This is a genomic window from Ensifer sp. Root142 (genome assembly GCF_001426785.1).
GTDB lineage: Bacteria > Pseudomonadota > Alphaproteobacteria > Rhizobiales > Rhizobiaceae > Ensifer > Ensifer canadensis.
On sequence record NZ_LMFK01000012.1, the window covers coordinates 359,231 to 381,571 of the forward strand.

A 22,341-nucleotide genomic window follows, 5' to 3' on the forward strand; every position below is an offset into this window, starting at 1 on the left:
CGATTCGGGCGTTTCCAGAACGAAGGACTATCACAATGAAAACCGTGTATTTCGCGGTCGGCTTCGCGCTTCTTGCCGTCGGCTGCATCGCACTGCTCTCGCCGGAGGCCGCAACCCATCTGGCAGCCTTCTCTCCCTCCGATGGTGTCGGGCTCGCGATGGCGACGCTCGCCGTAAACAAAACCCGCGACTATCAGATGGGCGACAAGGAAGAGTACCCTGCCGTCGCCGGTGATATCATCTACCAGGGCGCCGCCGTTGGCGAGAATGGCTCCGGCTATGCCCGCCCGCTCGTTGCCGCTGATCCATTCCTCGGTTTCGCGGAAGCAATCGCAGACAATTCGGCGGGAGCTGCCGGCGCCATCAATGTCAACGTACGCAAGCGCGGCAATATCGTGCTGCCGATCTCCGGCCTTGCGATTACCGCCAACGATCGACCGGCCGTCTATGCCAGCGATGACGACACGTTCACCCTGACGGCGACCAGCAATACGCTGATCGGCTACGTATCCCGATGGGTTTCGACCGGCGTTGCGGTCGTCGAGTTCGACGCTGCCCTCTGCAAGGCTGCTCTGCAGGCCTAATCCACCCTTCCACAATCTGACCGCTTTTCATCGACGGGGTACGCCCCCGGTTTCGAAAGGACACTTTCATGCTTCCTCAACAGCACCAGAAAATCACGACCCGGGGCGTGCGCGGTATGATCCTCGCACGGCTCGATACCGGGCCGGCGAATTGGATCAACGACATCGCCATGCGCGTCACCTCCGACCAGGCGGTCGAGAACTATGCATGGCTCGGTTCGGCGCCGGCACTGCGCGAGTTCATCGGCGGCCGTACACCTGCCGAGCTGGCAGAACTGAGCTTCACGATCACCAACAAGGATTACGAAGGCTCGATCCTGATCAAGTCGAAGGATATGCGCCGTGACAAGCTCGGCGTCATCACCATTCGCGTCAATCAGCTTGCCGACCGCGCCAATGACCATCCTGCGAAGCTGCTTTCGGCGCTGATCGTCGCTGGCGAATCCACCGTTTGCTATGATGGCCAGTACTTCTTCGACACCGACCATTCCGAAGGCAGCAGCGGCACGCAGACGAACAAGATCAACTCGATCGCGGCGGTAGCCGCCACGCCGACGGTGGCCGAGTTCACCAAAGCGGTCATGGCCGCCATCCAGCAGATGTACTCGATCAAGGATGATCGGGGCGAGCCGACGAACCAGAGCGCGACCGAGTTTCAGGTGCAGGTCCCCGTCACCTTCATGGCGGTTGCCCTGGAGGCGGTTACCGCCTTGCTCGGCGAAGGCGGCAAGAGCCAGACGATCCCGGCGCTGAAGGGCAAGTTCTCGATCACCGTCGTTCCGAACCCGCGTCTCAACTGGACGACGAAGTTTGCCGTGTTCCGCACCGACGAGGCGGCAAAACCCTTCATCTTGCAGGAAGAGGATATCCCGGATGTCGTCGCCCTTGGCGAAGGCAGCGAGTTTGAGCAGCTGAACAAGGAACAGCTGTTCGGCATCGATTGGACCGGCAACGTCGGCTACGGTTACTGGCAGCTTGGCTGCCTGGTCACCTTCACCACGTCGTAACCGGATTTCATCTGCGCGGCCCGTCTTAATGGCGGGCCACCTTTCCATTCCAGTCAGGGAATACCGCCATGAAATTTGTTGTCGTGGGCGATGTCGTGCGCTTTGCCGCCGGCCAGGCGCTCAAACTATCCGCAGCGCAGATCGATGCCCGGCGCCATGCCCTCGAAATCGCCGATAGCGAAAAGGGCGAAGTCATCGTCGCCGGTCCTGTCGAGTTCAAGCGCGGCGAGGAAATCGGCCTCAAGGAAAAGCTTGAAGAACTGCCGCGCAGCCTTTCCGACGTGCTTGAAGCCGTCACAGGCAAGGCGAGGAAGCCCGCCAACAGCAAGCCCGCGAAAGGTGATGCTGGCAAGTCCGCCGATCAGAGCGGCGGCGATGACGATCTCGATGCATTGGAAAAGGCTTTGGAGTATGCCGAAAAGGCGCTGAATGAAGCCTGCATCAAACATGGCATCGCGGATGGCACCGATCTGTCGACTGAGCAGAATGTGGCCGCTGAATTTGCTGCCTGCGTGGCAGCCAAGACGGCCTTTGATGCTGCGATCGAGGACTGATTGTGGGTATCGAGACAGACGCAGATCGCCTGCTGTTCCTCGATTTAGACGAGTTCGGTGCAACGGTCATCTGGACGTCAGCGAGCGGCACAAAGCCGCCTGTCGGCTGCATCTTCGATGACACATTCGTCGCGATTTCCGCCGGCGAACTCGAATTCACGCAGGAAGGTGGCCGGGTACAGGTCACCATGCGAACGCGTGATGTGCCTGGTGATGCCGAACACGAGGATGGTGTCACCGTTTCAAGCGATATCCTCGGATCGAAGTCTTTTCGCGTCGTCGAGTTTCAACCGGACGGCACGGGAATGACCATCGTCCGCCTCATGGAGGTTTGACCATGGCGCATATTCGCTCGCAGCTCCGCCTCGTCGTTGTTGACATGGTCAAGGGTAGTGCATTGGTAGGCAATCGCGTCCACGCCTCCCGCGCTCGTCCGCTTGGTCGCAATGAGCAGACGGCCGCTTTCGTCTACACGCCAACTGAGCAGTCCGAAGATCTCGACACCGACGGTACGCAGCTGCGTCGGATTCGCCTCAAGGTCGATGTGGTCACCAAGGGCGACGAGGCTGGCCGTCAGGACGATTTGGATAGCTTCGCCATTCATGTCGAACAGGCGTTTGCCAATGATCCGACGCTGGGCGGCATTGCGTCGGCCAGCGAGTACCGATCCACCGATTTCGGCGCGAATGTCGAAGGCGAGAAGGTGCTGCAGGTGATGTCCATCGTCTACGAGATCGCCGCAATCACACTCAACTCCAATCCTGAAACCATCCGCTAGGAGGCTCCAATGGCAGTCCATCACGGCAAAAACGGCAAGGTGAAGATCGGCGCGACCGCCGTTGTCTCCGTGCAGAAATTCTCGGTCAACCAGAACATCGAAGCGGCTGACACAACGACGATGGGTGCAACCTGGCAGACCCATCTGACCGGCATTCCCGGTTGGTCCGGTTCGGTAGAGTGCCTCTACGATCCCGCCGACACCAACGGCCAGGTGGCGCTCGGTATCGGCGACTCCGTTACCCTCGGTCTCTACACCGATGGGGATGCCTCGGCGAAAAAGTACCTCACCGGGACGGCAAGCGTCACCTCGATCCCGATTGAGACCGACATGAAAGGCGCCGTGAAGATCAGCTTCAATTTCCAAGGCAACGGCCCGCTGGATACCGCCACGGTGACGCCATGAGCATCATCGACCAGGCGAAAACGCACTTTTGCGCGACGGCGTCGAGCCACATCGACGTGCCGGAGTGGGGGCAGGGTGGCAAGCCGCTGCGTGTCTTTCACCGCAAGCTGACGGTGGCGCAGAGACGACGGATCTGGCGTGACGAAAGCGGCGCCACGGTCGACGGTAACATCGCCATCGTTCGGGCGGTGTTGTTTCAGGCAGTCGATCGCCAGGGAAAGAGGCTGTTCGATGACATGGACGAACATGCTCTTACACACGAGGTCGACAGCGAAGTTGTTGCCCGCATCGGTGCGCAGATCCTCGGATTTGTGAAGGGCCAAGCGGTCTCCGCTGACGACCAGGTCGGTGAGGCAAAAAACGCCTGAGCGGCGATGCGGAGCTGATGCTGATGTATTCGCTCGCCGCACGACTGAACAAAACCCTCTCTGAAATCGAAGCGATGCCGGTCGACGAGTTTGTCGGCTGGATCGCCTATTTCGAGATCAACAAGCCGGAGTAGCCGGCGCTGTTTCGAGGTCTCACCGATGTCCGGCCAGATGTCAGATCTGATGTTCAACATCGTCGCACAAGATCGAACCCGGATGGCGTTCGATGCTGCGAACCAGAACGCGGATGGATGGGCGAAGAAAACCGGCGCTGCGGCTCGTGAGGCCGCTAAGAGCGTCGAGATCGCCAAGGGTAGCGTTGGCAATCTTGCTGCGCAGTTCAGCGACATCGGCGTGCAGCTCGCCGGTGGGCAGTCACCATTTCTGATCGCTTTGCAGCAGGGGTCCCAGATCGGACAGGTTCTCGGGCCGCTGGGAGCAGCCGGCGCGGTTCAGGCTCTAGGCAGTGCGTTTCTGTCGTTGCTCTCTCCGGTCAATCTTTTGACGATTGGCACAATTGCGCTCGGTGGTGCTGCCTTCGCCTACTTCTCCGATCTCGCCGGCGGCGGCGCGGACGCCGAAGGCACGCTGGAGCGTCAGCGTGACTTGATCGGTCAGGTGGCCGATCGTTGGGGCGAAGCGGTGCCCGCGCTGAAAGAATACGCTGATGCGCTGGAGCGTGCAGAGGAAATAGCACAGATCGGTGAAGCCAGCACCGCTGCCGCAAGCCGGCAGTGGGATGGCCTGCGCGGGCAAATTGGCGATCTCAATGTCGAATTCGCGGATCTTGTCTCGCTGCTGCAGGCGGCTGGTGTCGAGACCGAAGGTGTTACGGCCCTGCAGGAGGCGTTCGGTGGTCTCCAGCAGAAAATCGCGGAGGGCGGCGCGACGGCCGAGGATGCTGAGGCGGTGCAGTCAGCGTTGTTCGCGCTGTTCCAGCAAACCGGTATTCCTGCGGTTGACGCCCTCATGGTCCGCTTTGCCGGCTTGGCGCAGCAGATCACCTCGGCGAGCAATGCAGCCGCTAAGTTCAATCTCGATCGGTTGGCTGTCACCGGTCTTTATCCGAGCCGTGGCGCTTACGGAAGTGTCGATCGCAGCGCCGACGGGGCCATTCAAGGCGGTGGCTCGCAGTTTCTTCCGGGCGGGCGTGTTCCGACCCCGGAAGGGCGGGGGACTCCGGAACTGTCAGGCTTTCCGTTCGAGCGGCTTGGCAGTCGTAGCGGGGGTGGCGGCGGCGGAAAGAGCGACGAAGAGCGTCAGGCCGAGAATATCCAGCGCGTGATCCAGTCGCTTGAAGACGAGCAGAAGGCGCTCGGCAAGAGCAAGACCGAGCAGCGTATTATGCAGTCTCTCCGTCGCGCAGACGTGGACGCTACCAGCGCTCAAGGGCAGCAGATCGCCAATCTCGTCACGCAGATTGAGTCCGAGAAGGAGGCCCTCAAGGGCGCAAAGGAAGCTGGCGACTTCATGCGCGATGCTCTCAAGGACAGCTTTTCGGACCTCATTCCGGAAATCGAAACCGGCAATAAGGCTCTCGATAGTTTCATCAACAAGCTCATTCAGGCCAGTGCAGAAGCCATGTTCTTTGGATCTGGTCCGCTTGGTAGCTTCTTTGGCGGCGGAGGCGGCTTCCTCTCAGGCCTATTCGGGGGTGGCCGCGCTGTTGGTGGGGGCGTTGACCCCTGGCGTGACTACCTCGTCGGCGAGAATGGTCCGGAACTGATCCGAATTGGAAGTCGCGGCGGTCGTGTTGGTGAAGCGGGCGGCGCAATGTCGAACTCACAGCCGACGGCCTATTCCCCGACTTACCACATCGACGCGCGCGGCGCTGACCAGGCGGCGGTCGCTCGAATCGAGCGCGGGCTTGCGGAGCGCGATCGGACGGAGAGCAAGCGGGTTTCCGGGTATCAGCACACAGCATCGACGCGCGGCACGAGGGCGTAATGGCACGATTGATCTCTATGCCAGTTGGCTTGGCGCCCCGCGCCATGGCGCCTCTCTCCGGCCCTCGTGCGGTAGGTGGGGCTTCGAACATCTCGGCCGGAAACTTTACCCAAACCGTTGCCTCGCCCTTTGGCGCCTGGCGTTGGCAGTTCACATTTCCTGTCTCGAAGGACGCGAAGTTCCGGCGCTATCGTGGATGGGCGACGGCATTGCATGCAGGGGCCAACGCGACCCGCGTCAACTTCGGCGACCCCGACATGATGACGTTGCTTGAAGCGGGGCTTTCTGCCTCGCCGAGCCAAGAGCGCTTCGGGATGCCGTGGGGAAATGGCGAACCGTGGTCCAATGGGCAGAACTGGCAGCTGACGGCACCTAACGTGAAGCTCGCCGCGCCGGCCGAGTTTGATAGCTCGATCATTCGACTGCAGGATGAGGCGTGGGGTCACCGGCTCGGCATGGGCGACTATCTCGGGTTCTTCCCGCTGCACTTCGGTCTCTACACCGTCACGGAGGAGTTGGGCGATGGCGAGTATCGAATTTGGCCACCGTTGCGCAAGGCGCTGACGGTCGACGACTTTGCCACGCTCTATCCAGTCATGGCGATGCGGCTTGAAAGTGAGGATGCGGCCAGCGCGACACGTGGCGTGGGCTATGCTGATGAGGCGACAGTGACGCTAGTCGAGGTCTTCGACTACGACGTGCGCGACTATTTCACGGATTGATCATGGCAAGCTTGTTTTCGGAAGAGGACCTGGCGTTTCTGCGCCGGCCGCATATCGCGCGGGCTTGGTTTGCGGATCTCGATTTGTCGTCGGGCCGATGGCGCCTGCACAACGGCGTCGGACGCAAGACCGTCGGCGGGGTCGAATGGCGCGGGGTATCCGATCCGGCTGGCGGTCAGCTGGTTTCGATCAACGCGGTAGAAGATCCCCGGTTCGGCCAGGCTGCGAAAGTGGACATCGTTCTGTCCGGCGTGAACATTGAGTTCCTGCGATCGGTGAAGGATCAGGGCCGCGAGATGGAGGGAGGGCTCGCCGACATCTATTGGTGTGCTTTCGACCAAGAGACGCAAGAGGTCTGGTCCTCGGGGCTGAAGAAGATGTTTCCGGGATATCTCTCCTCGCCGAAAATCCGCTGGAGCGGCATTGGCGCCCGCACTGTGTCTTTCACGATCGAGAGCCTCTGGCACTCGCAGAACTTTCCCTTCGGCGGCAAGTGGAACCCGGCCGACCAGCGTGCGCGCTTTGCGGGAGACAAGGGCCTCGATTTCGTCGGGGTGAAGGTTCAGGAGGTGATCCGTGCCTGATATTGCAGACCAGCTGCGCGGTTTCCTGGACGAAGCGCAAGACACTGCCTGCCTATGGGGCGTATCGGATTGCTCGCGTTGGGCGGCTTCATGGGTCGCTCGCGTGCACGGTCGCGAGGTGCCACTGCCGCAGTGGTCGAGCAAGGATCAGGCGCACCGTCTCATTGATTGCGCCGGCTCTCTGGAGCAACTGTGGTCAGACGCTCTGATGGAGTTCGGCCTGCGCGAATGCGGAGCGCCGCAGCCGGGTGATGTGGGGATCATTCAGACGGCCCGCTTCGGTCAGGTGGGCGGCATATTCATCGCCGGCGGCTACTTCGCCTGGCGGGCAGAAATGGGCGTCATCTATCTGACGCCTCGGCAGATCGTTAAGGCTTGGGCCATTCTATGAAATCCTTGAAACTGCTGTTTGCCAGCGGCGCATCGTTCGTCGCGATGGGGGCCGACGCACATGCAGACCCTATATCCCTGATCGCGACCGCCATTCACGGTTTCCTGCTTTCGAGTACAGCGATTGCAGCCACGGCGGCAGGCACGATCGCGACGATAGCCGCCAACGTCATTGTTGGTGGCGCACTGATCGGGCTTTCGCTAGTCGGACGCCAAAGACCGACGGGTACGGTGAAAGCCGCAGACGCAAAAGGTGCCTTTGAATCGGGTGAAAGCTCCGTCATCGAGGGGCTTGGGCGGGTCCGCGTGGGCGGGCTCAAGGCCTTCGGCAATACTGATGGCTCAACGCGCTGGCGCATGGTCTGCCGGTTGCAGGGGCCGATAGATGCGATCGAAGCTTATTTCGTCGGTGGGCGGGAGGTCACTGTCGATCCCGACGGGAAAGTGTCTTCCCCGCCATGGACTAGGCCCGGCGGCTCTTGGATGAAGTGGGAGGACAAGAAGGGGACGGGCGCGGAAACAGCTTGGCCGGCGCTCGTTACGGCGTTTCCTACGCTCTGGACTTCGGCGCACCGTGCACGTGGCATTGCGCAGTCTCTTATCAGCTATTTCAACCCGGGGCTGACCGAGCCGAAGTATCTGACCCTCTATCAAGGCGGCGTGCCAGATACGGAATGGATCGCTCGCGCGTCGATCACCTACGATCCTCGAATCGAGGGTGGAGACCCGGACAACGTTTCAACATGGGTCTGGAACGAAAACGGTATCCTCAATGCGGTTCACGTCTTGCGCCGCGACCCTGCATTTACTGCCGACCGCTTCGATTGGCCGTTGATCACCACACAGGCGGTGAAGGCTGACGTCAACGTTGCGACGAAAACCGGGACCGAAAAGCGATCAAGGTGCGGCGGCATGTGGGCGTGGGAGGGTGCTCGCCGGGAAACGATGGAGGATATTCTAGTTTCTATCGGCGCCGAGATCCGCATGACGGCGGCCGGTAAAATCTGGTTCGAGCTGATCGACGATAATCCTGCGAGTGAACTGTCTCTGGGACCGTGCGATATTATTGATCTGGACTGGATGTCTGGTCCCGAGGCTGTCGAGCGGCCGAACATCTGTCGCGTCTCCTATTACTCGCCCGAGCGCAACTATGAGATGGCCGACATCGATATGACCGGCATCTTGTGGGCACGCATCGACGAAGAGGTCACGCGATATGGCCCCAAATTTTATGATGTTGAGCTTCCCTTCTGTCCATCGGCCAGCCAGGCGCAGCGCATTGCGCGGCGGCGCTTTGCCCTTGCGCGCGGTGACACAGGTGTGGCGACAACGAACATGGCGGGATTGGCTGCGTGGGGGGTCTACTACGGCGAGGTCGAGTTGCCGGATCTCGGTGATGTCGAAAAGGTTAGATTTCAGCCGCCGCGCGTCGATGACGGTCGGGGCACGATAGAGGTACCCTTTGCCGTCTGGCCATCGCTGCCGGCGTGGAACCCGGCGACTGACGAGGCCGTTGCTCCGGAGGCGATACCGGAGATGGAATATGAAAGCTCGTTGCCAGCGCCAGCTGCGCCGACGGCCGCCATCCAGATCACCTATCCGGTTGGTGGGGCGAAGGAACTGCGCATCGCCTATATTCTGCCCGCTGTGCCGACCACCACAATCGAGGCGAACTACCGCGTCTATTCCGGTGGATTGCCCGGTCCCTGGCAGGGCATGGTCGAGGTGTTCAACTACGCCTATGCCGCCACAGACGTGTTGGGCGCCGAGGTCGACGCGCGCGTCCGCATCTTCAACGGCGACGACGGAAGCTATTTCTCGCCGGCGCTACACGTGACCGTCAGTGTCGATAACACGCCTTGCGGACAACCGACCGTTCTTTCCGGTGGCACAAGCGGCGGATCAACCGGCGTTGGCACGCTCAATGTGATCGTTGAAGCCGCCGAATTGTGGTGTGCGTCGATCAGGCTCGATCGTCGCGTCGACACCGGTAGTGGCTACGGGGGCTGGGTGACCATCAGCGAACAGAATGCCATGCCGGGACAGGACCTCACGTTCAACAACAGCTACTCGAATGCGTTTGGCCCAGAGCACACCGTCCAATGGCGGTTGGTTACCAGGACAAGTGGCGGCGTAGATGGCGCCCCGCGCACTTACACACTCGCTGTATGGGTTCCTTAAACGCCTTGCAGCTCCAGGACACAATCCCTATCGGAGAGTTTGAATGTCTGTTTTCACGAAAACGGCCAACGATATCTTTGCACCGCACGAAGCCTCGGGAAGTTCGCGTTCCGTGAACAACCAGGATGCTCAAGTTTGGGGCACCGAGGTGGAACGGATGTTCCTGTCGTTTCAGGCGGGCGGCGGCATCTTGTTTGCCAGCAAGGCGGCGGCCGACGCCACATTGACCTATCCGGCAAACCAGCAGGCGTGGGTGATGGGCGATGCGATTGTCGCGAACAATGGTGTATATCGCAAGGTCGGTGCGTCCGGTGCCGGCTCGTGGGTACGTGTCGGTGATCTGCCGTATTCGTTCATCACCGCAGCGGACGCGGGCGCAGGCACCGCGAATGCCATTCAGGCAACGACAAGCATTCCAGTTAGCGCGTCGGCGCTGATCCTGTTGAACATCTTTGAGACGAACACGTCTTCTCCAGTGACCGTCAGCTTCAACGGCAGTTCGGCGCTCACCATTAAGACGAATAGTGGCAACGATCCCGTCGTTGCCGGTTTGCCGTCGGGCATGATCGTGGTGGGCGTCGTTTCGGGCTCAACGTTCCGGTTGGTTAGCGATCTGGCTAGTGCGGCGATTGTTGCTGCTGCAGAGGCGGCGCAGGCGGCCGCTGAGGCTGCTGCTGCTGAAGCTGTCTCGCTTGTGGGCGCTGCGGCCAGCGCCGTTCAGCCGCCACACATCAACCTGACTCCAACTCAGACAGGTTCAGCAATCCAGTCAATCGTCAATGAGGTCGCGGACAATGGCGGTCGCGTGCAGCTGAAGAGGGCGGATTACAGCCTTTCGGCGCCGATCGGCTCCGGTGCGCGCGCTATCCGCTATGAAGGCGCTGGAAACCTCCAGACTCGTTTAATCGCAAACACCGCCGGGGCGTCCGTGATTGAGCACGGACTTGTTTCCCAGACCTATTTTGCGTCGCTTTCACTTGAAAACATCAACATCAACTCATCGGTGAATCGACCGAAGAGAGGCATTGACGCAATTTTCGACCGCAACAGCGGGATATTCGAACTGCGCGACATTCGCTTTTCTTCATTTAGTGCCGATAGTTGCTTTGAGGAATACATTCGGGCGACTGGTGCGACTAACACAAAGATGTGGAACGTCGTCTGCACAACTGGATCTAATTCGGGAAACACCCCTGCCGAACGTGATGCCGCAACACAAGTCGGCTTTCACTTTCTGAGCCACGACAACGACGACAAGTCTTATGTCTACGAATTCAACAGCTGCTCAATTGATGCCAACAATATGGGCATCTTCATGGAGGTGCTTGGGAACCCCGGCGATAGCGGGTCTCTTGAAGGCATTATCGCTACGAACTGCCTTGGCCGAACTAATATCGGGCCATGGTTCAAGCTTGCCGTTCCTAACTCCAAGGCATCATGGCACCCACCATTCTTCAAGTTCATTGCTTGCAATTGGCAGGGGTCCGGGGCGTTCGCGCACTTCGATTCCGTTTCCAACTTGGAAATCGCGGGAGGGCAGATCTATGTAGACGCCGCATTGTCGGTAACTGGTGGCGGGACGACACTTGGCCTGAACACTATTCAGATCGAATACGGAAAGCACATCATCATCGAAAACAATGTCTTCGAGTTGATTCCAGACTCGAAGGCTGCCTATTTGATTAGACTGCTCGCAGGTTGTGACAACGTCATCATCAGGAACAACACGTTCGTGTATCCACCCTCCGGGTCATCTACTTTCGACGGCGGCATTCTCGTTGATCCGTCGGTTACGAACTTCCAGCACTACGGAAACCAGTTCAAAAACTGGCCGGGCGGGAAGCCTAAGATTTGGAACGGCACGTCGGAAATTCCCGCTAGGTTTGAGACTTCCGCATCAGGCGCAAACTTCCTGATCAACGGGCTGACCGCACTAAACCTGCAAGGGGGAGGGGCGATCGCAAACTTCCTGCAGTTTGTCGCAGCGACGACCGGCTTCGGCCCTTTGATCAACGCCGCTGGGACCGACGCAAACGTCCCGTTGAACCTGCAGGCGAAGGGTGCGGCGCCAATTTCAGCACTGAGCCCGTTACGCATCCCGACGTTCACAGTGTCGACACTTCCCTCGGCTGCGATCTACGCGCAATGCGTGATTTATGTCTCGAACGGGACGAGCAGTAAGAGGCAGGCGATATCAGACGGTGCGAGCTGGCGGTGGCCCGATGGCGCCGTTGTCTCATAAGATAGAGGATCAATTAAATGGCAATTCAAGATACCAAAACGCCCTACGAAATCCTCATCCGCTACGGGAATGATGGTTCTCTTCAAGGCGTGCACGCGCTTTATCTCCGCAAGATTATCCTCAATGGCGAGGTCTTGAAAGAAGAGGCTGTGCCGGCCGAAGATGTTGACCTTGAGGGGTTCGAAACTTCGCAGATCATGAATGAAACAACCCGATCCGCTCTGATGCGGGTTGTGGCTCTTGAAGCGGAAGTGTCGGCGCTCAAGTCGCAGCTTACGGCGGCGACTGAGGCTCACAGCCAATGCAGTGATATGGCTGCGTCTCTGGCCAAGCGCCTGGCTAAATCCGACGAAATGATCAAGAGCTTGACGGCTGAATAGGAAGATGACCGGGCGATAGCCACACGGCACAATAAGTGACCGTGTGGCCGAATAGACCAATCAGGCGGACTTGAATTCTGTCTTTGCCTTGCCGATACGTTCGAAATATTTGACCATCATCTGGTTGAAGCCGAAGTGACGCATAACGGCTTCCTTCACGAAAATGACGTTGTACTGGTGTTCAAATTCGAAGTCGCGCGCTACAGGGCGGAAGCCGAGAGAGCCAAGAAACTCCTCTACGTCCTGTCCGGTCCACTGGCCGCCCCAGTGCGGCTTTTCTTCAATCTCAATGAGGATGCTGTGAGTACGGGCCAAAGTTTTCTTCGCGCCGGCCAGAACAGTTTTCAGAGCGCCTTCGACATCGATCCATGCGGAGAAATCGTCGAGGCCGAACTGGGCATCGTTGAGGTAGCCGTCCAGCGTGACGGTATCGACCGTTACAGTCTCGTAGTCGACATTCCGATAAACCTCATGAGGATCACTAACGTTCCTCTTCAGCAGGCTGTCGTCACCTTTCACCGGAGTTACCGGAGTTCCGTCGCGAGACTTCTGGATCTGGAAGGATATTGACCCTCCGTCTTGATCTGAAATTGCAAGATGATTGTACTCTATGCCGGCGGCGCGGAAGTCGAAGTTTTCGGTGAAATGCTTGTAGTTGTATGGGTTCGCTTCGAAAGCGATAACCTTCGCGTGGGGATGCAGGGTCCTGATCTGCTTCGAGAAGCCTGCATCGAAAGCCCCAAACTCAAGGAACGTTTTCGGGCGAATGAAGCTCTGAAGGTCATAAAACAGGTCCGTAAGAACCGCGTGAGACCCCCGACGTCCCTCAACGGTCGTCAGGTCGAAATTTGATGCGGTCTGAAGAAGCGAATATCGCTCGTACATATTGATGCTCCCGATTGGCGCGCCGACAATAGAGGGCTAGTTGAGAAGATCAAGCTTGGCGCAATCAAAAACGAAGGTGGTGGAAAACATCAGCCGCATCACGTTGGCTGATTTAAATCCGCCTTGTTCAAGCCCGTATTCGATCATCGCTCGATCGATAACGTCGTCCCCTTCGGATTCGTCTGCCGAGACAATGCCCGGCAAATTTCGGATGTAATTGCTCATTGCATTCGGGCCAGGGTGTATCTTCAGTAGCCGCAGACCAGATCCGTGCAGGAGACCGGTGAAGCCATAGGGGGTTACAGCGAAAGGAAGGTCGGTCTCGGAAGACGGTAGCGACGGCAGTTCTCCTATCAAGTGTCCGTCGGTTTTCAGAGATCGAGTTATTTCGGAGAGGAGCCTTCCCACGTCCTCTGGCTTATCTGTCAGCCTTCTAATTACAATCACGTCCTGAGACGCGTCGTCAAAACCCAGGCGCCCTCGTTCATCAGGCTCTGCGTTGGCTACCTGGCGCCCTGAGATGCTGTACCAATCGATAAGGTTATCCAACGTCTTAGCTGCGGTGGTGTCGCTCTCTACCGCGGGGAGGAGTGTTTCCCACGGTGTGCCACAGATCGCCACACCAGTGCCGCCGGCGAGGATACCAAATATAAGGGACTGAAGATCTTTCTGTTTGGGCTTGAGCATCGTGTTCTCTTCGTTAAGTTGAAGGCGCGCCCGATATTTATATTTCGGCGCTAGCTGGCATGGCGTCAGTTAGGGAGCGGCGTCACTTCAGGTTTTCTTAAGAGGATCGCATGACTTATGCAATTGAAGCCACTCCATCCAATATCGTAGATCACGCCGCACTATCGCAGATGCGATCTAGGCTGACGGCTCCGGGCGCTAGGGCAGCGTTGGTGGGCTTTGGTGAATACGCGAAACACCTTATAAATTGGCACCCAGACCACGTATCAGTTGTGTACGACCCTCGCGAGTGGTTACAGGGGATAACTTACAAAGGGGCTAAGGTGGTCGGTGAGACTGCTGAGATCAACCCCGACGTGAACCTGGTGCTCGTTTGCGAATATGATCGCGCTTACGGATATCAGAGTAAGATCGCCAAGTTATACCCGCAGGCAAGCTGCTACGTACCTCTTAGCATCGACTACAAATCGACTGTTGAGGTCGACGTTTTTGCTCAGGAAGAGATCTATCAGAAGCTTTTCTTCGACACAAAGGAAGTGCCGGTATCGATGATGGGGATGCCGAAGATCAAGTTCCTGATGGAGCTTCTTCGATATGGCCTCAAATTCGAGGGTGATGTCGTGGAAATGGGTTCATGGCAGGGTGGCAGCACATGGTACATGGCCCGAATGCTAAGCCTTCTTAATGAGAACCGTAAGCTCTTCGCTATGGATCTGTTCGAGACCCATATGCCTGACCCAACAGCCACAATGTGCACGGAAGAGGTCGAAGTCCGGCTGAAGAGACAGTATGAAAACACCGAGCTTGTTGTTGGATTGGTAGACGCTCCGGAATCTGTTGCGAGGGTCAAAGGGAATATCTGCTTTGCTCACATCGATCTCGGGGTAGTCGAGGGAGGCATTAACTTTGTGTGGGAGAGGCTATCCCGCGGCGCGCCTCTTTTGCTCGACAACTATGGGCACTTAGTTGCGCCCACCTGGGAGTTCGACAGGATCTTTGAAGAGAAGGGGACACGCGTCATCCGGTTCCCTTGGTCGGAGCAGGGTTTGGTTTTTAAAAGCTAGCGACCGCTAATTAAACCGTCAGTACCGATCCGACGGCTAATATTCGCTCTCTCGAATGAAGCTGTGAAAGTCGGCGCGCTCGATCCTGACGCGGCGCGCTCCGACGAGATAGCCGAGCAGGAAAAGACCATCGCCGTTTTCATAGACGCTGAAACGATCTCTCTTAGAGATTTTGTCCGGTTTGCCGGTGGTGACATCGACACAAGTTGCGTCTTCAGTGGCAATCAATAAGTCGCAAGGCTTGCTACGTGCGATGTCTGACACGAATGCTTTGTGCTTGGAAAGCTGGGCGATCTTGTCGTTCATCTTGAGGTGTCTCGGTTGCACAGTGCTGCGATAGCATGGCGGACGAACCGCCTCAACCGGCCGCCTCGGTTCCGTATTTAACGACCTTTATCCGGCGCCAGCGCGCCATTCCCAATCATAGCCCATCATCCTCCCGCTCCATCGGTTTCATGCCGTTGCGGTGATGATCGGCCATGCCTTTTAGTAAAGAGGAAAAGAGCAATGGGCGCTATCACCGCGCAACAGATCCGCATGGCCGCAAAAGGGCCGGTCAACAGCAGCAACCTAAACTCGGTCATGGTCGCACTTGATCGGTATGGCGACCTGTTCGGCTTAGATAAGCCCCACCGCCTGGCGCAATACTTGGCGCAGCTGATGCACGAAGGCGGCGATTTCAGGTTTGATCGCGAGATCTGGGGACCAACGCCGGCGCAGGAGCGCTATGATATCCGCGTCGACCTCGGCAACACTCCGGAGCGTGATGGCGACGGCTTCAAGTATCGTGGCCGAACGGCGATGCAGCTGACCGGCAAGAACAACTACCGGCAGTTTCGGAACTGGTGCCGAAAGGCTGGCCTTGATTGCCCGGACTTTGTCGAGGATCCCGATGCGGTCAACACCGACCCTTGGGAGGGGCTGGTGCCGATCTTCTACTGGGATACGCGCGATCTCAACAAGTGGGCCGACCAGGGCGATATCGAGACCATCACGAAAAGGATCAACGGCGGAAAGAACGGGTTCGCCGATCGCATTGACCGGCTCGGCCGGCTCTCGCTCGTGGTCCTCGGTTACCGTGCTGACAACGTGCTGCAGTTTCAGGCTGATCATCGCCTCGATGTCGATGGAGACGTCGGCCCGAAGACTCGATCCGCATTGCACAAGGCGCTTGTCGCTCTCGTGCCGGGCGAGGCGGCAAAGCCGGAAGTGAAATCGGCGCCTGTCACAGAGGACAAGCCGACGGTTCCGGCATCCGTCGAGAAAGAGGTGAAGAAGAAAACCAGCCTCTGGGGCTGGCTCTTCGGGGGCGCCTCTGCGGCTGGCACCACGGTTTCCGCGCTCGCCGGCGCGGAGTGGACGACAGTGCTGGCGATCGGGGTTGTCGGCATCGTGGCGATCGGCGTCGGCCTGGTGCTTCGGCATCAGATCATCGCCGCGGTTCGAGACATCCGAACCGCGCTCACGGACGGCGCGGCATGATCCCCTGGCCGAAGGTCCTCGGCGGCGTGCTGCTGCTCGCCGCCATCACCTGGGTGGTTCTCGAAATTCGTGAGAACGGTGCCCAATCTTTCAAGGCCTCGATTGAAAGGCGAAACAATGCGTCGGCTACTTCGGCGGGTGATGCTCGCTCTGACTATGACCTATGCCTCGATGGGGGCGGCGTGTGGGACTTTGCCGCCAGCAAGTGTCGACGGTCTGCGGCAGGTCGTTGGAACTGACCTGGTCGGCGCGCGAGGGGCGACGCCGGCAGATCAGCGGAAGATAGACCGGACTGTCGTCGGGCTTTGCGCCGGCGGCGTCTGGTCGAATGCGGAATGCGTCCGTCACGGCGAGGCGCGATAACCATCAGCATTGCATTGCATGGGCAGACACGAGGGGCGGTAATGGGGCAGCTACAAGGTGATGAAATGACAAGCGTCAGAGCACCAGCATGGAAATGGGAGTGGAACCTCAACACTGTGGTGATCCTGCTTGGCTTCGTGGGCGCGATCATGACATGGGGAGCGTCATGGGAGCGCCTAAGTTCTAGCCAGGATATTCATTCGCAAGCCTTGGACCGCCTTGACCGGCGCATCACGGCCGCTGAGGTCTCTATCCGACAGCTCGACAATCACGAGTTGCGCATCGCCGCCATGGAAAAACAGGCGGTAGAAGCGGCAACTTCAATGCGAGCAGTCGAGAGCGCGCTCAATGGCCTTGCCGCCGACATGCGCGTTACTCGTGAGATCCTTCAGAGGATTGAGGCAAGCCAGCGCGAGGGGAACCAGCTTCGCCGCTGATCTGCTTCTGCGCGTACTCTTCCGTGAAAGGCGCAGGGGAGAACATATAGGTCAGTTGCGGGCAGCCGATCCCGCAGCGGCCGTGGCGGTCATTGCGCACATACTTCGGGCAAGTCATGCCCAGGCTGGCGATATAGGACCTGATCAATAGATCCGGACCCCATTTCTCGATCAGTCGAGCGACCTTGTACCGACCCTTCCGGGAGCAGTTCCGGCACTCAATCTCCATGAAGGGCTCTTTGAAGTCCCGCAGGGTTTTATCCCCAGACATGCGCTTTCCTCCTCGATCGAGGTTTCAACAAAGCCGCATGTCGTAAATGGCGTCCGCCAGCGTCCGCGTTCTAGCTATGTTCATGTGCCGCCAGAGTCAATATTGCCTCAAAGGCGGCTGGACACTTTTTCAGAAAGCATAATGAAAAAGCTGGACAGGTGAGTGTCCAGCTTTTCGGCAAGTCATTGATTTCGGCTACTTGGAGGTGGCCCGCCTCCGAGTGCCATCCAGGTTGCAATTTGCTCTTGTCTCCAGCTAGTGTTGCGATCGTCATGGAGGGCAAAAGGTGATCTTTCTATCTCATAACTACAAAGATAAGCCAGTCGTTGAACAGTTTGCGGTCGAGTTGGCCAAGGCGTTTGGAAGAGACAATATCTTCTACGACAGCTGGAGCATACAACCTGGCGAAGGCATCATCGACAAGATGAATCAAGGCCTCGGGGCGGCCGACCTATTTCTATTCTTCGTGTCCGCCAACAGTCTTGGGAGTAAAATGGTTGGCATGGAGTGGCAGAACGGCCTGATGAAGGCGTCGCAGGGGAAGATGAGGCTGGTTCCGATCAAAATGGATGCCGCTTTAATACCTCCAATTCTGATGCAAACGGTCTACTTGGACTTGTTCAACCAAGGGCTCGAGGTGACGCTTCGCCAAGTTCTCGATCTGGCCAAAGGTAATGATGCGTTCACGCGCCAATTTGCGAACTTCTCGAATTTGCAGGCAACTGTTGAAACTCTTTCTGCATCCGAGAGGCAAGTCACCATTGAAGCGCTCCACTTTACCGAGCCTCGGACGCGGTTCCTCTTCCTATTCGATGAAAGCACCAGTGAGCACGATGTGACCGTGATGCCAACTAACGCCTCGATATTTGAACAGGGCTTTACCCCTGGGATCGTAGTAGGCAATGGAGCCCGGTTTAATGGCGCGCTTATTGGAGAGTCTTCATCTCTCGCGCCCAAATTTCCGTTTAGAGTGAAGATCGATGGGAAGAATGGTAAACACCCCGATTTGAAAGGCGTGCTTCATCAAAAGTCAGAGCATGATTGGGAATTGATGCCAATAATTGGCAAATAGGGTGCTATCCCGCGTCGAGCGGCATTGTTGCGGATTTGGCGGGGAGCAGTGTTGCTCGGCACGTGAGACATAGAAGTCAAAGAGTGTAATAAATCTACAAGACGGAGGCTTGTCTCACACAACTGTAAGCGGCTGATTCTAGCCGCTTACTTTGCTCCGGCATGGGGCGCCATCGGCTTAGGTGCGCAAAGGGATCTCTGACACTACAATCTTGTTGATGGCATCCGGTATACCGGCGCGGTTCATCTCAAGAAGCAAAGCGTCGCAAATCACCCAAGGGAACTGACAAGGGCCAACGATCACCTTTTCAATAAGATTGGGAAGAGAGATGCCAAATACGTTCTTATCTGGGTGATCCCGTAGCGGTAACTTCATGACGACTTGAGGAATTCCGCCGATCGTTTCCACTTCCTCCAGGAGTGGCGCTCGATCGTCCATGAATCTAGTGTGCAGGATGCGCCATTCTTGTTCCTCCTGAAAACCCGGATGCTTGCTGCACGTGGCAATTGTCCTCAACAAATGAAAGTACCAGCCTTTCACCTCGTCTCGCGGAACAGTTCTGATGTAGTCAGCCGCGCTCCGGATATTGTTGGCAAGCTGAGTAACCATTGCCTGGACCTGCTGCTCGCGCAGATAATAAACCGGGCTTGTCACGACGCCGAAGTTGGTCACAAATTGCTGCAGTGGCTGCGGATTTATCACGATTGCGACACCCACCTGGTTGGCTGAATACGAGCGCCACATAGATAGGCGACCATACCTGTCTTCGACTGGGTCATGAACAGACAGGCATGCGACGAACGATTGGTGCCGCAGGTTATGGTTATGGGAGCTGAAGATTTGTGTTGCCTCTTCGGCTAACCCCGGAAAGATGGTGTTGACGGCAATTGTAAGGTTTACAATGCTCTGCTCTATGGGGGTGCCTGCGGATGGATTTGTTACTGCTTGCAACAAATTGAACCCGTGATGCACCTCCAAGAGGTCATTCATTAACCGGACGTTCCTGAGCCATATTTGACCGCTGCGCAGAATATTCACGGCATTTGCCGCAGGGGTATAATGAACGAGCCTTTTGCCGCCGGACAGCACTTCCATCGCTTTCTCGGTTTCGTGCACCGCGAAGATGGTACGCATCCGGTAAAAGTGCTCACTCATATCTGTTCTCTCCCAAGCCTTCGCATTGAGAGATCACTTTGCTCGGATCATGCATAGTTGCCCGCGACTTCAATCCACAGCCTGATCACCGAAGTAGGACGCCATATTTGGTGGCGACTGGTTCAGCAAAAGGTAAGCGCGAGGTGAACAAACCGGAACACGCTGTACGGATTTTGCACGATTGAGCCGTGCGGTTCAGGCTTTGTTCCGTGCATTCAAGTCGTTTCGTGGGCCTTATGCCCTCGGTGCCGTCAGTGTAATTGTTTGAATTTGTTCGGGAAAACTGGTGCTGCTAGAGAGATTTGAACTCTCGGCCTCTCCCTTACCAAGGGAGTGCTCTACCCCTGAGCTATAGCAGCATCTCGCGGCCGGTTCGTTGACAAGCCGCATCAAGCGAGGCGCCTATTGCCATAGCTGGACGGGGAGCGCAAGCCGCATTTCGAAGTTTTCGCTGTTGTTCCGTGAGAAAATCGGTTTCGGCTTCCGAAGCCCCTGCTTTTGCGCTAAAGCATCGCCCATGCAAACAGACGACAAGAAAAGCGCCAAGGGCGAGGTTTCGCCGCAGGAGCAGCAGGCGACTGCGCCGACGCGCAAGAAGAAAGATACGACCGAGTCGGATCTGAGAAAGGCGCGCCTTGCCAAGACCCTGCGCGACAATCTCCAGCGCCGTAAACAGCAGATGCGCGCGCGCCGTTCCGGCGCCCCCGACGAAGCGATTGGTCTGCCTGCCGCAAAAACGGACGAATCCGAAGATTAGTACGACGAGGGAGGGGCTGCCGTTCGGCATTCCCCCACGCATGCAGGCGTCTGCCTTGCGTTCAAGGCACTTCTAATTTCGCGGCGTCTCCACTAAAGAGGCGCCTTCAGACACACTTCATTTTTTTGGAAAGGCGGGCCAAGCCCGTTCGAGAGGCCTCATGGATCGCATCAGGATTGTAGGCGGGAATGAACTTCACGGGGTCATCCCGATCTCCGGCGCGAAGAATGCGGCCCTGCCGCTGATGATCGCATCGCTTTTGACCGATGACACGCTGACGCTGGAAAACGTTCCGCATCTGGCCGACGTCGAGCAGCTGATCCGCATCCTCGGCAACCATGGCGTCGATATCTCGGTCAACGGCCGGCGCGAGCGCCAGGGCGAAAGCTACGCCCGCACGATCCATTTCACCTGCCGCAACATCGTCGACACCACCGCGCCTTATGAGCTGGTGTCGAAGATGCGCGCAAGCTTCTGGGTCATTGGCCCGCTGCTCGCACGCGAAGGCAAGGCCCGCGTGTCGCTGCCGGGCGGTTGCGCCATCGGCACGCGCCCGGTCGATCTGTTCATCGAGGGTCTTCAGGCGCTGAGCGCCAACATCGAGATCGACAGCGGCTACGTTAACGCGACGGCGCCGGCAGGTGGCCTGATCGGTGCCCGCTACACCTTCCCGAAGGTTTCCGTCGGTGCCACCCACGTGCTGATGATGGCGGCGACGCTCGCCAACGGCACCACCGTGCTCGGCAACGCCGCGCGCGAGCCCGAAGTCGTCGACCTAGCCAATTGCCTGAACGCCATGGGCGCCAAGATCACCGGCCAGGGCACGGCGACGATCACCATCGAGGGCGTGCGCTCGCTGTCCGGCGCGCGTCACCGCGTGCTGCCCGACCGTATCGAGACCGGCACCTACGCCATGGCCGTTGCCATGACCGGCGGCGACGTCATCCTCGAAGACACGGATATGGCGCTGCTTGACACCGCACTCGAGGCGATCCGCCGGGCCGGCGCTGAAATCACGCCGACCAACAGCGGCATCCGCGTCGTGCGCAATGGCGCCGGCATCAAGCCGGTCGATATCGTCACCGATCCGTTCCCCGGATTCCCGACCGACCTGCAGGCGCAGTTCATGGGTCTGATGACCAAGTCGAACGGCGTTTCGCACATCACCGAGACGATCTTCGAAAACCGTTTCATGCACGTGCAGGAACTGGCGCGCCTCGGCGCCAAGATCTCGCTGTCGGGCCAGACGGCCAAGATCGAGGGCGTCAGCCGGCTGAAGGGCGCCCCCGTGATGGCGACCGACCTGCGCGCCTCGGTGTCGCTGGTCATCGCCGGTCTTGCGGCGGAAGGCGAAACCATGGTGTCGCGCGTCTACCATCTCGACCGCGGTTTCGAGCGGCTGGAAGAAAAGCTCACCCGTTGCGGCGCTCACGTCGAGCGTGTCAGCGACTGATTTTAGCCGTCGCGCCTGATGCCGTTGCGGTTTCAGGCGCGACGTCCTATGTCCATTTCAATTGTGGCACGCAAAATGTGCGACGAAAGCGAAAGGAATGGATCGCATGGATGGTCTGAAGCTGCTGGCGCTCGATGAAGAGGACCTGGCCGTCGTCTCCGCCCACGTCCAGGATGCCGTGTTCAAGGTTTCCGGACTGGAATACGACGCACGCCGCAAGCAGTTTTCGCTCATCGTCAACCGGTTCGTCTGGGAGATGGCCGACGGCAAGCGGCGTTCGTTCGAGCGCCGGCGCGCCGTGCTCCTGTTCAAGCGGGTGAGCGCCGTGCGCTCGCTTGGCTTCGACCGCCGCAACGGCGAGGCCGTGCTCGATCTGCTGGCGGTGACGTTCACGGTCGCCGGCGAGGGGCCGGAAGGCGCCGTCGAACTGGTGCTTGCCGGCGAAGCTTCGATCGCCCTTGATGTGGAATGCATCGAGGTGCAGCTTGCGGATACCGGCGGAGCATGGGAAACCGCTTTCAAGCCCCGGCATCCCGAAGGCGTTTGAAACCCGCGACACAGGCATACCACAAG

Annotated in this window: 27 protein-coding genes and 1 tRNA gene; 23 read left to right on the top strand and 5 right to left on the bottom strand. The window is 58.3% G+C overall.

The annotated features are described in order from the left end of the window. The first annotated feature begins 35 nt into the window (after positions 1-35). From ASD52_RS14220 to ASD52_RS14285, 14 genes are all read left to right on the top strand, one after another. Entirely contained in the window at positions 36-584 is a 549-nt protein-coding gene (locus ASD52_RS14220; RefSeq protein WP_200954043.1) for a hypothetical protein, read from the top strand. 68 nt (positions 585-652) lie between these two features. Further along, the gene (locus ASD52_RS14225) at positions 653-1,591 is read left to right on the top strand and encodes a Mu-like prophage major head subunit gpT family protein (RefSeq protein ID WP_057224698.1); all 939 of its coding nucleotides are present in this window, start codon (positions 653-655) and stop codon (positions 1,589-1,591) included. Positions 1,592-1,659: 68 nt separating this feature from the next. Continuing rightward, on the top strand, positions 1,660-2,145 hold the full coding sequence (locus ASD52_RS14230; RefSeq protein WP_057224701.1) for a hypothetical protein: 486 nt from the start codon (positions 1,660-1,662) through the stop codon (positions 2,143-2,145). A 2-nt stretch (positions 2,146-2,147) separates the two neighbouring features. Continuing rightward, positions 2,148-2,480 carry a hypothetical protein gene (locus ASD52_RS14235; protein ID WP_057224703.1) on the top strand — a complete coding sequence of 111 codons (333 nt, stop codon included), beginning with the start codon at positions 2,148-2,150 and terminating at the stop codon, positions 2,478-2,480. A gap of 2 nt (positions 2,481-2,482) precedes the next feature. After that, entirely contained in the window at positions 2,483-2,923 is a 441-nt protein-coding gene (locus ASD52_RS14240; RefSeq protein ID WP_057224705.1) for a hypothetical protein, read from the top strand. A 9-nt stretch (positions 2,924-2,932) separates the two neighbouring features. Further along, the gene (locus ASD52_RS14245) at positions 2,933-3,328 is read left to right on the top strand and encodes a phage tail tube protein (protein WP_057224708.1); all 396 of its coding nucleotides are present in this window, start codon (positions 2,933-2,935) and stop codon (positions 3,326-3,328) included. Beyond that, on the top strand, positions 3,325-3,696 hold the full coding sequence (locus ASD52_RS14250; RefSeq protein WP_057224710.1) for a hypothetical protein: 372 nt from the start codon (positions 3,325-3,327) through the stop codon (positions 3,694-3,696). Before ASD52_RS14245 ends, ASD52_RS14250 begins: the two co-directional genes overlap by 4 nt. 159 nt (positions 3,697-3,855) lie before the next feature. Next, complete coding sequence (locus ASD52_RS14255) at positions 3,856-5,643, top strand: phage tail length tape measure family protein (protein ID WP_057224713.1); 1,788 nt, start codon at positions 3,856-3,858, stop codon at positions 5,641-5,643. 44 nt (positions 5,644-5,687) lie between these two features. Then, the gene (locus ASD52_RS14260) at positions 5,688-6,365 is read left to right on the top strand and encodes a hypothetical protein (protein WP_244497468.1); all 678 of its coding nucleotides are present in this window, start codon (positions 5,688-5,690) and stop codon (positions 6,363-6,365) included. A gap of 2 nt (positions 6,366-6,367) precedes the next feature. After that, positions 6,368-6,949, top strand: coding sequence for a hypothetical protein (locus ASD52_RS14265; RefSeq protein ID WP_057224717.1), 582 nt, complete (start codon positions 6,368-6,370; stop codon positions 6,947-6,949). Continuing rightward, positions 6,942-7,340, top strand: a complete 399-nt coding sequence (locus ASD52_RS14270) for a hypothetical protein (RefSeq protein ID WP_057224719.1) — start codon at positions 6,942-6,944, stop codon at positions 7,338-7,340. The genes ASD52_RS14265 and ASD52_RS14270 overlap by 8 nt, the downstream gene beginning before the upstream one ends. Continuing rightward, positions 7,337-9,520 carry a hypothetical protein gene (locus tag ASD52_RS14275; protein ID WP_057224721.1) on the top strand — a complete coding sequence of 728 codons (2,184 nt, stop codon included), beginning with the start codon at positions 7,337-7,339 and terminating at the stop codon, positions 9,518-9,520. The genes ASD52_RS14270 and ASD52_RS14275 overlap by 4 nt, the downstream gene beginning before the upstream one ends. A 43-nt stretch (positions 9,521-9,563) precedes the next feature. Then, entirely contained in the window at positions 9,564-11,762 is a 2,199-nt protein-coding gene (locus ASD52_RS39105; protein WP_057224723.1) for a hypothetical protein, read from the top strand. A gap of 17 nt (positions 11,763-11,779) precedes the next feature. Continuing rightward, the gene (locus ASD52_RS14285; RefSeq protein ID WP_057224725.1) at positions 11,780-12,142 is read left to right on the top strand and encodes a hypothetical protein; all 363 of its coding nucleotides are present in this window, start codon (positions 11,780-11,782) and stop codon (positions 12,140-12,142) included. Positions 12,143-12,202: 60 nt separating this feature from the next. Here ASD52_RS14285 and ASD52_RS14290 read toward each other — a convergent pair whose 3' ends face one another. Both ASD52_RS14290 and ASD52_RS14295 read right to left on the bottom strand, forming a co-directional pair. Beyond that, a complete protein-coding gene (locus ASD52_RS14290) occupies positions 12,203-13,027 on the bottom strand; it encodes an FkbM family methyltransferase (protein ID WP_057224727.1) in 825 nt (274 codons plus the stop codon). Between the two features lie 36 nt (positions 13,028-13,063). Beyond that, a complete protein-coding gene (locus ASD52_RS14295; protein ID WP_057224730.1) occupies positions 13,064-13,714 on the bottom strand; it encodes a methyltransferase domain-containing protein in 651 nt (216 codons plus the stop codon). Positions 13,715-13,824: 110 nt separating this feature from the next. On the opposite strand from ASD52_RS14295, the gene ASD52_RS14300 reads away from it, so the two are divergent. Then, the gene (locus ASD52_RS14300) at positions 13,825-14,778 is read left to right on the top strand and encodes a TylF/MycF/NovP-related O-methyltransferase (RefSeq protein WP_057224732.1); all 954 of its coding nucleotides are present in this window, start codon (positions 13,825-13,827) and stop codon (positions 14,776-14,778) included. Positions 14,779-14,814: 36 nt separating this feature from the next. Here the strand turns inward: ASD52_RS14300 and ASD52_RS14305 are convergent, their stop codons facing one another. Then, positions 14,815-15,084: a hypothetical protein gene (locus ASD52_RS14305; protein WP_057224734.1), complete on the bottom strand. Its 270-nt coding sequence runs from the start codon at positions 15,082-15,084 to the stop codon at positions 14,815-14,817. Positions 15,085-15,285: 201 nt separating this feature from the next. Here ASD52_RS14305 and ASD52_RS14310 point away from each other — a divergent pair, with 201 nt between their 5' ends. The 5 genes from ASD52_RS14310 (at position 15,286) to ASD52_RS14325 (ending at position 18,403) form a co-directional block, all read left to right on the top strand. After that, entirely contained in the window at positions 15,286-16,260 is a 975-nt protein-coding gene (locus tag ASD52_RS14310; RefSeq protein WP_057224736.1) for a hypothetical protein, read from the top strand. Further along, positions 16,257-16,499: a hypothetical protein gene (locus ASD52_RS39995; protein WP_057224738.1), complete on the top strand. Its 243-nt coding sequence runs from the start codon at positions 16,257-16,259 to the stop codon at positions 16,497-16,499. Before ASD52_RS14310 ends, ASD52_RS39995 begins: the two co-directional genes overlap by 4 nt. Further along, entirely contained in the window at positions 16,402-16,623 is a 222-nt protein-coding gene (locus ASD52_RS40000) for a hypothetical protein (RefSeq protein WP_244497469.1), read from the top strand. The genes ASD52_RS39995 and ASD52_RS40000 overlap by 98 nt, the downstream gene beginning before the upstream one ends. A 41-nt stretch (positions 16,624-16,664) precedes the next feature. Continuing rightward, a complete protein-coding gene (locus tag ASD52_RS14320; RefSeq protein ID WP_057224740.1) occupies positions 16,665-17,060 on the top strand; it encodes a hypothetical protein in 396 nt (131 codons plus the stop codon). A 557-nt stretch (positions 17,061-17,617) separates the two neighbouring features. Further along, positions 17,618-18,403 carry a toll/interleukin-1 receptor domain-containing protein gene (locus ASD52_RS14325; protein ID WP_057224742.1) on the top strand — a complete coding sequence of 262 codons (786 nt, stop codon included), beginning with the start codon at positions 17,618-17,620 and terminating at the stop codon, positions 18,401-18,403. 177 nt (positions 18,404-18,580) lie between these two features. Here ASD52_RS14325 and ASD52_RS14330 read toward each other — a convergent pair whose 3' ends face one another. Then, positions 18,581-19,558 (bottom strand): DUF2971 domain-containing protein, encoded by a 978-nt coding sequence (locus tag ASD52_RS14330; RefSeq protein ID WP_057224744.1) that lies wholly within the window; start codon positions 19,556-19,558, stop codon positions 18,581-18,583. A 284-nt stretch (positions 19,559-19,842) separates the two neighbouring features. Then, a tRNA-Thr gene (locus tag ASD52_RS14335) sits at positions 19,843-19,917 on the bottom strand. 95 nt (positions 19,918-20,012) lie between these two features. Between ASD52_RS14335 and ASD52_RS14340 the strand changes: the two genes are divergently transcribed. From ASD52_RS14340 to ASD52_RS14350, 3 genes are all read left to right on the top strand, one after another. Beyond that, complete coding sequence (locus ASD52_RS14340; RefSeq protein WP_225906202.1) at positions 20,013-20,315, top strand: hypothetical protein; 303 nt, start codon at positions 20,013-20,015, stop codon at positions 20,313-20,315. A gap of 160 nt (positions 20,316-20,475) precedes the next feature. Further along, entirely contained in the window at positions 20,476-21,768 is a 1,293-nt protein-coding gene (gene murA / locus ASD52_RS14345) for a UDP-N-acetylglucosamine 1-carboxyvinyltransferase (protein ID WP_025425873.1), read from the top strand. Positions 21,769-21,874: 106 nt separating this feature from the next. Next, positions 21,875-22,315 carry a DUF2948 family protein gene (locus tag ASD52_RS14350; protein WP_025425874.1) on the top strand — a complete coding sequence of 147 codons (441 nt, stop codon included), beginning with the start codon at positions 21,875-21,877 and terminating at the stop codon, positions 22,313-22,315. Positions 22,316-22,341 lie beyond the last annotated feature (26 nt).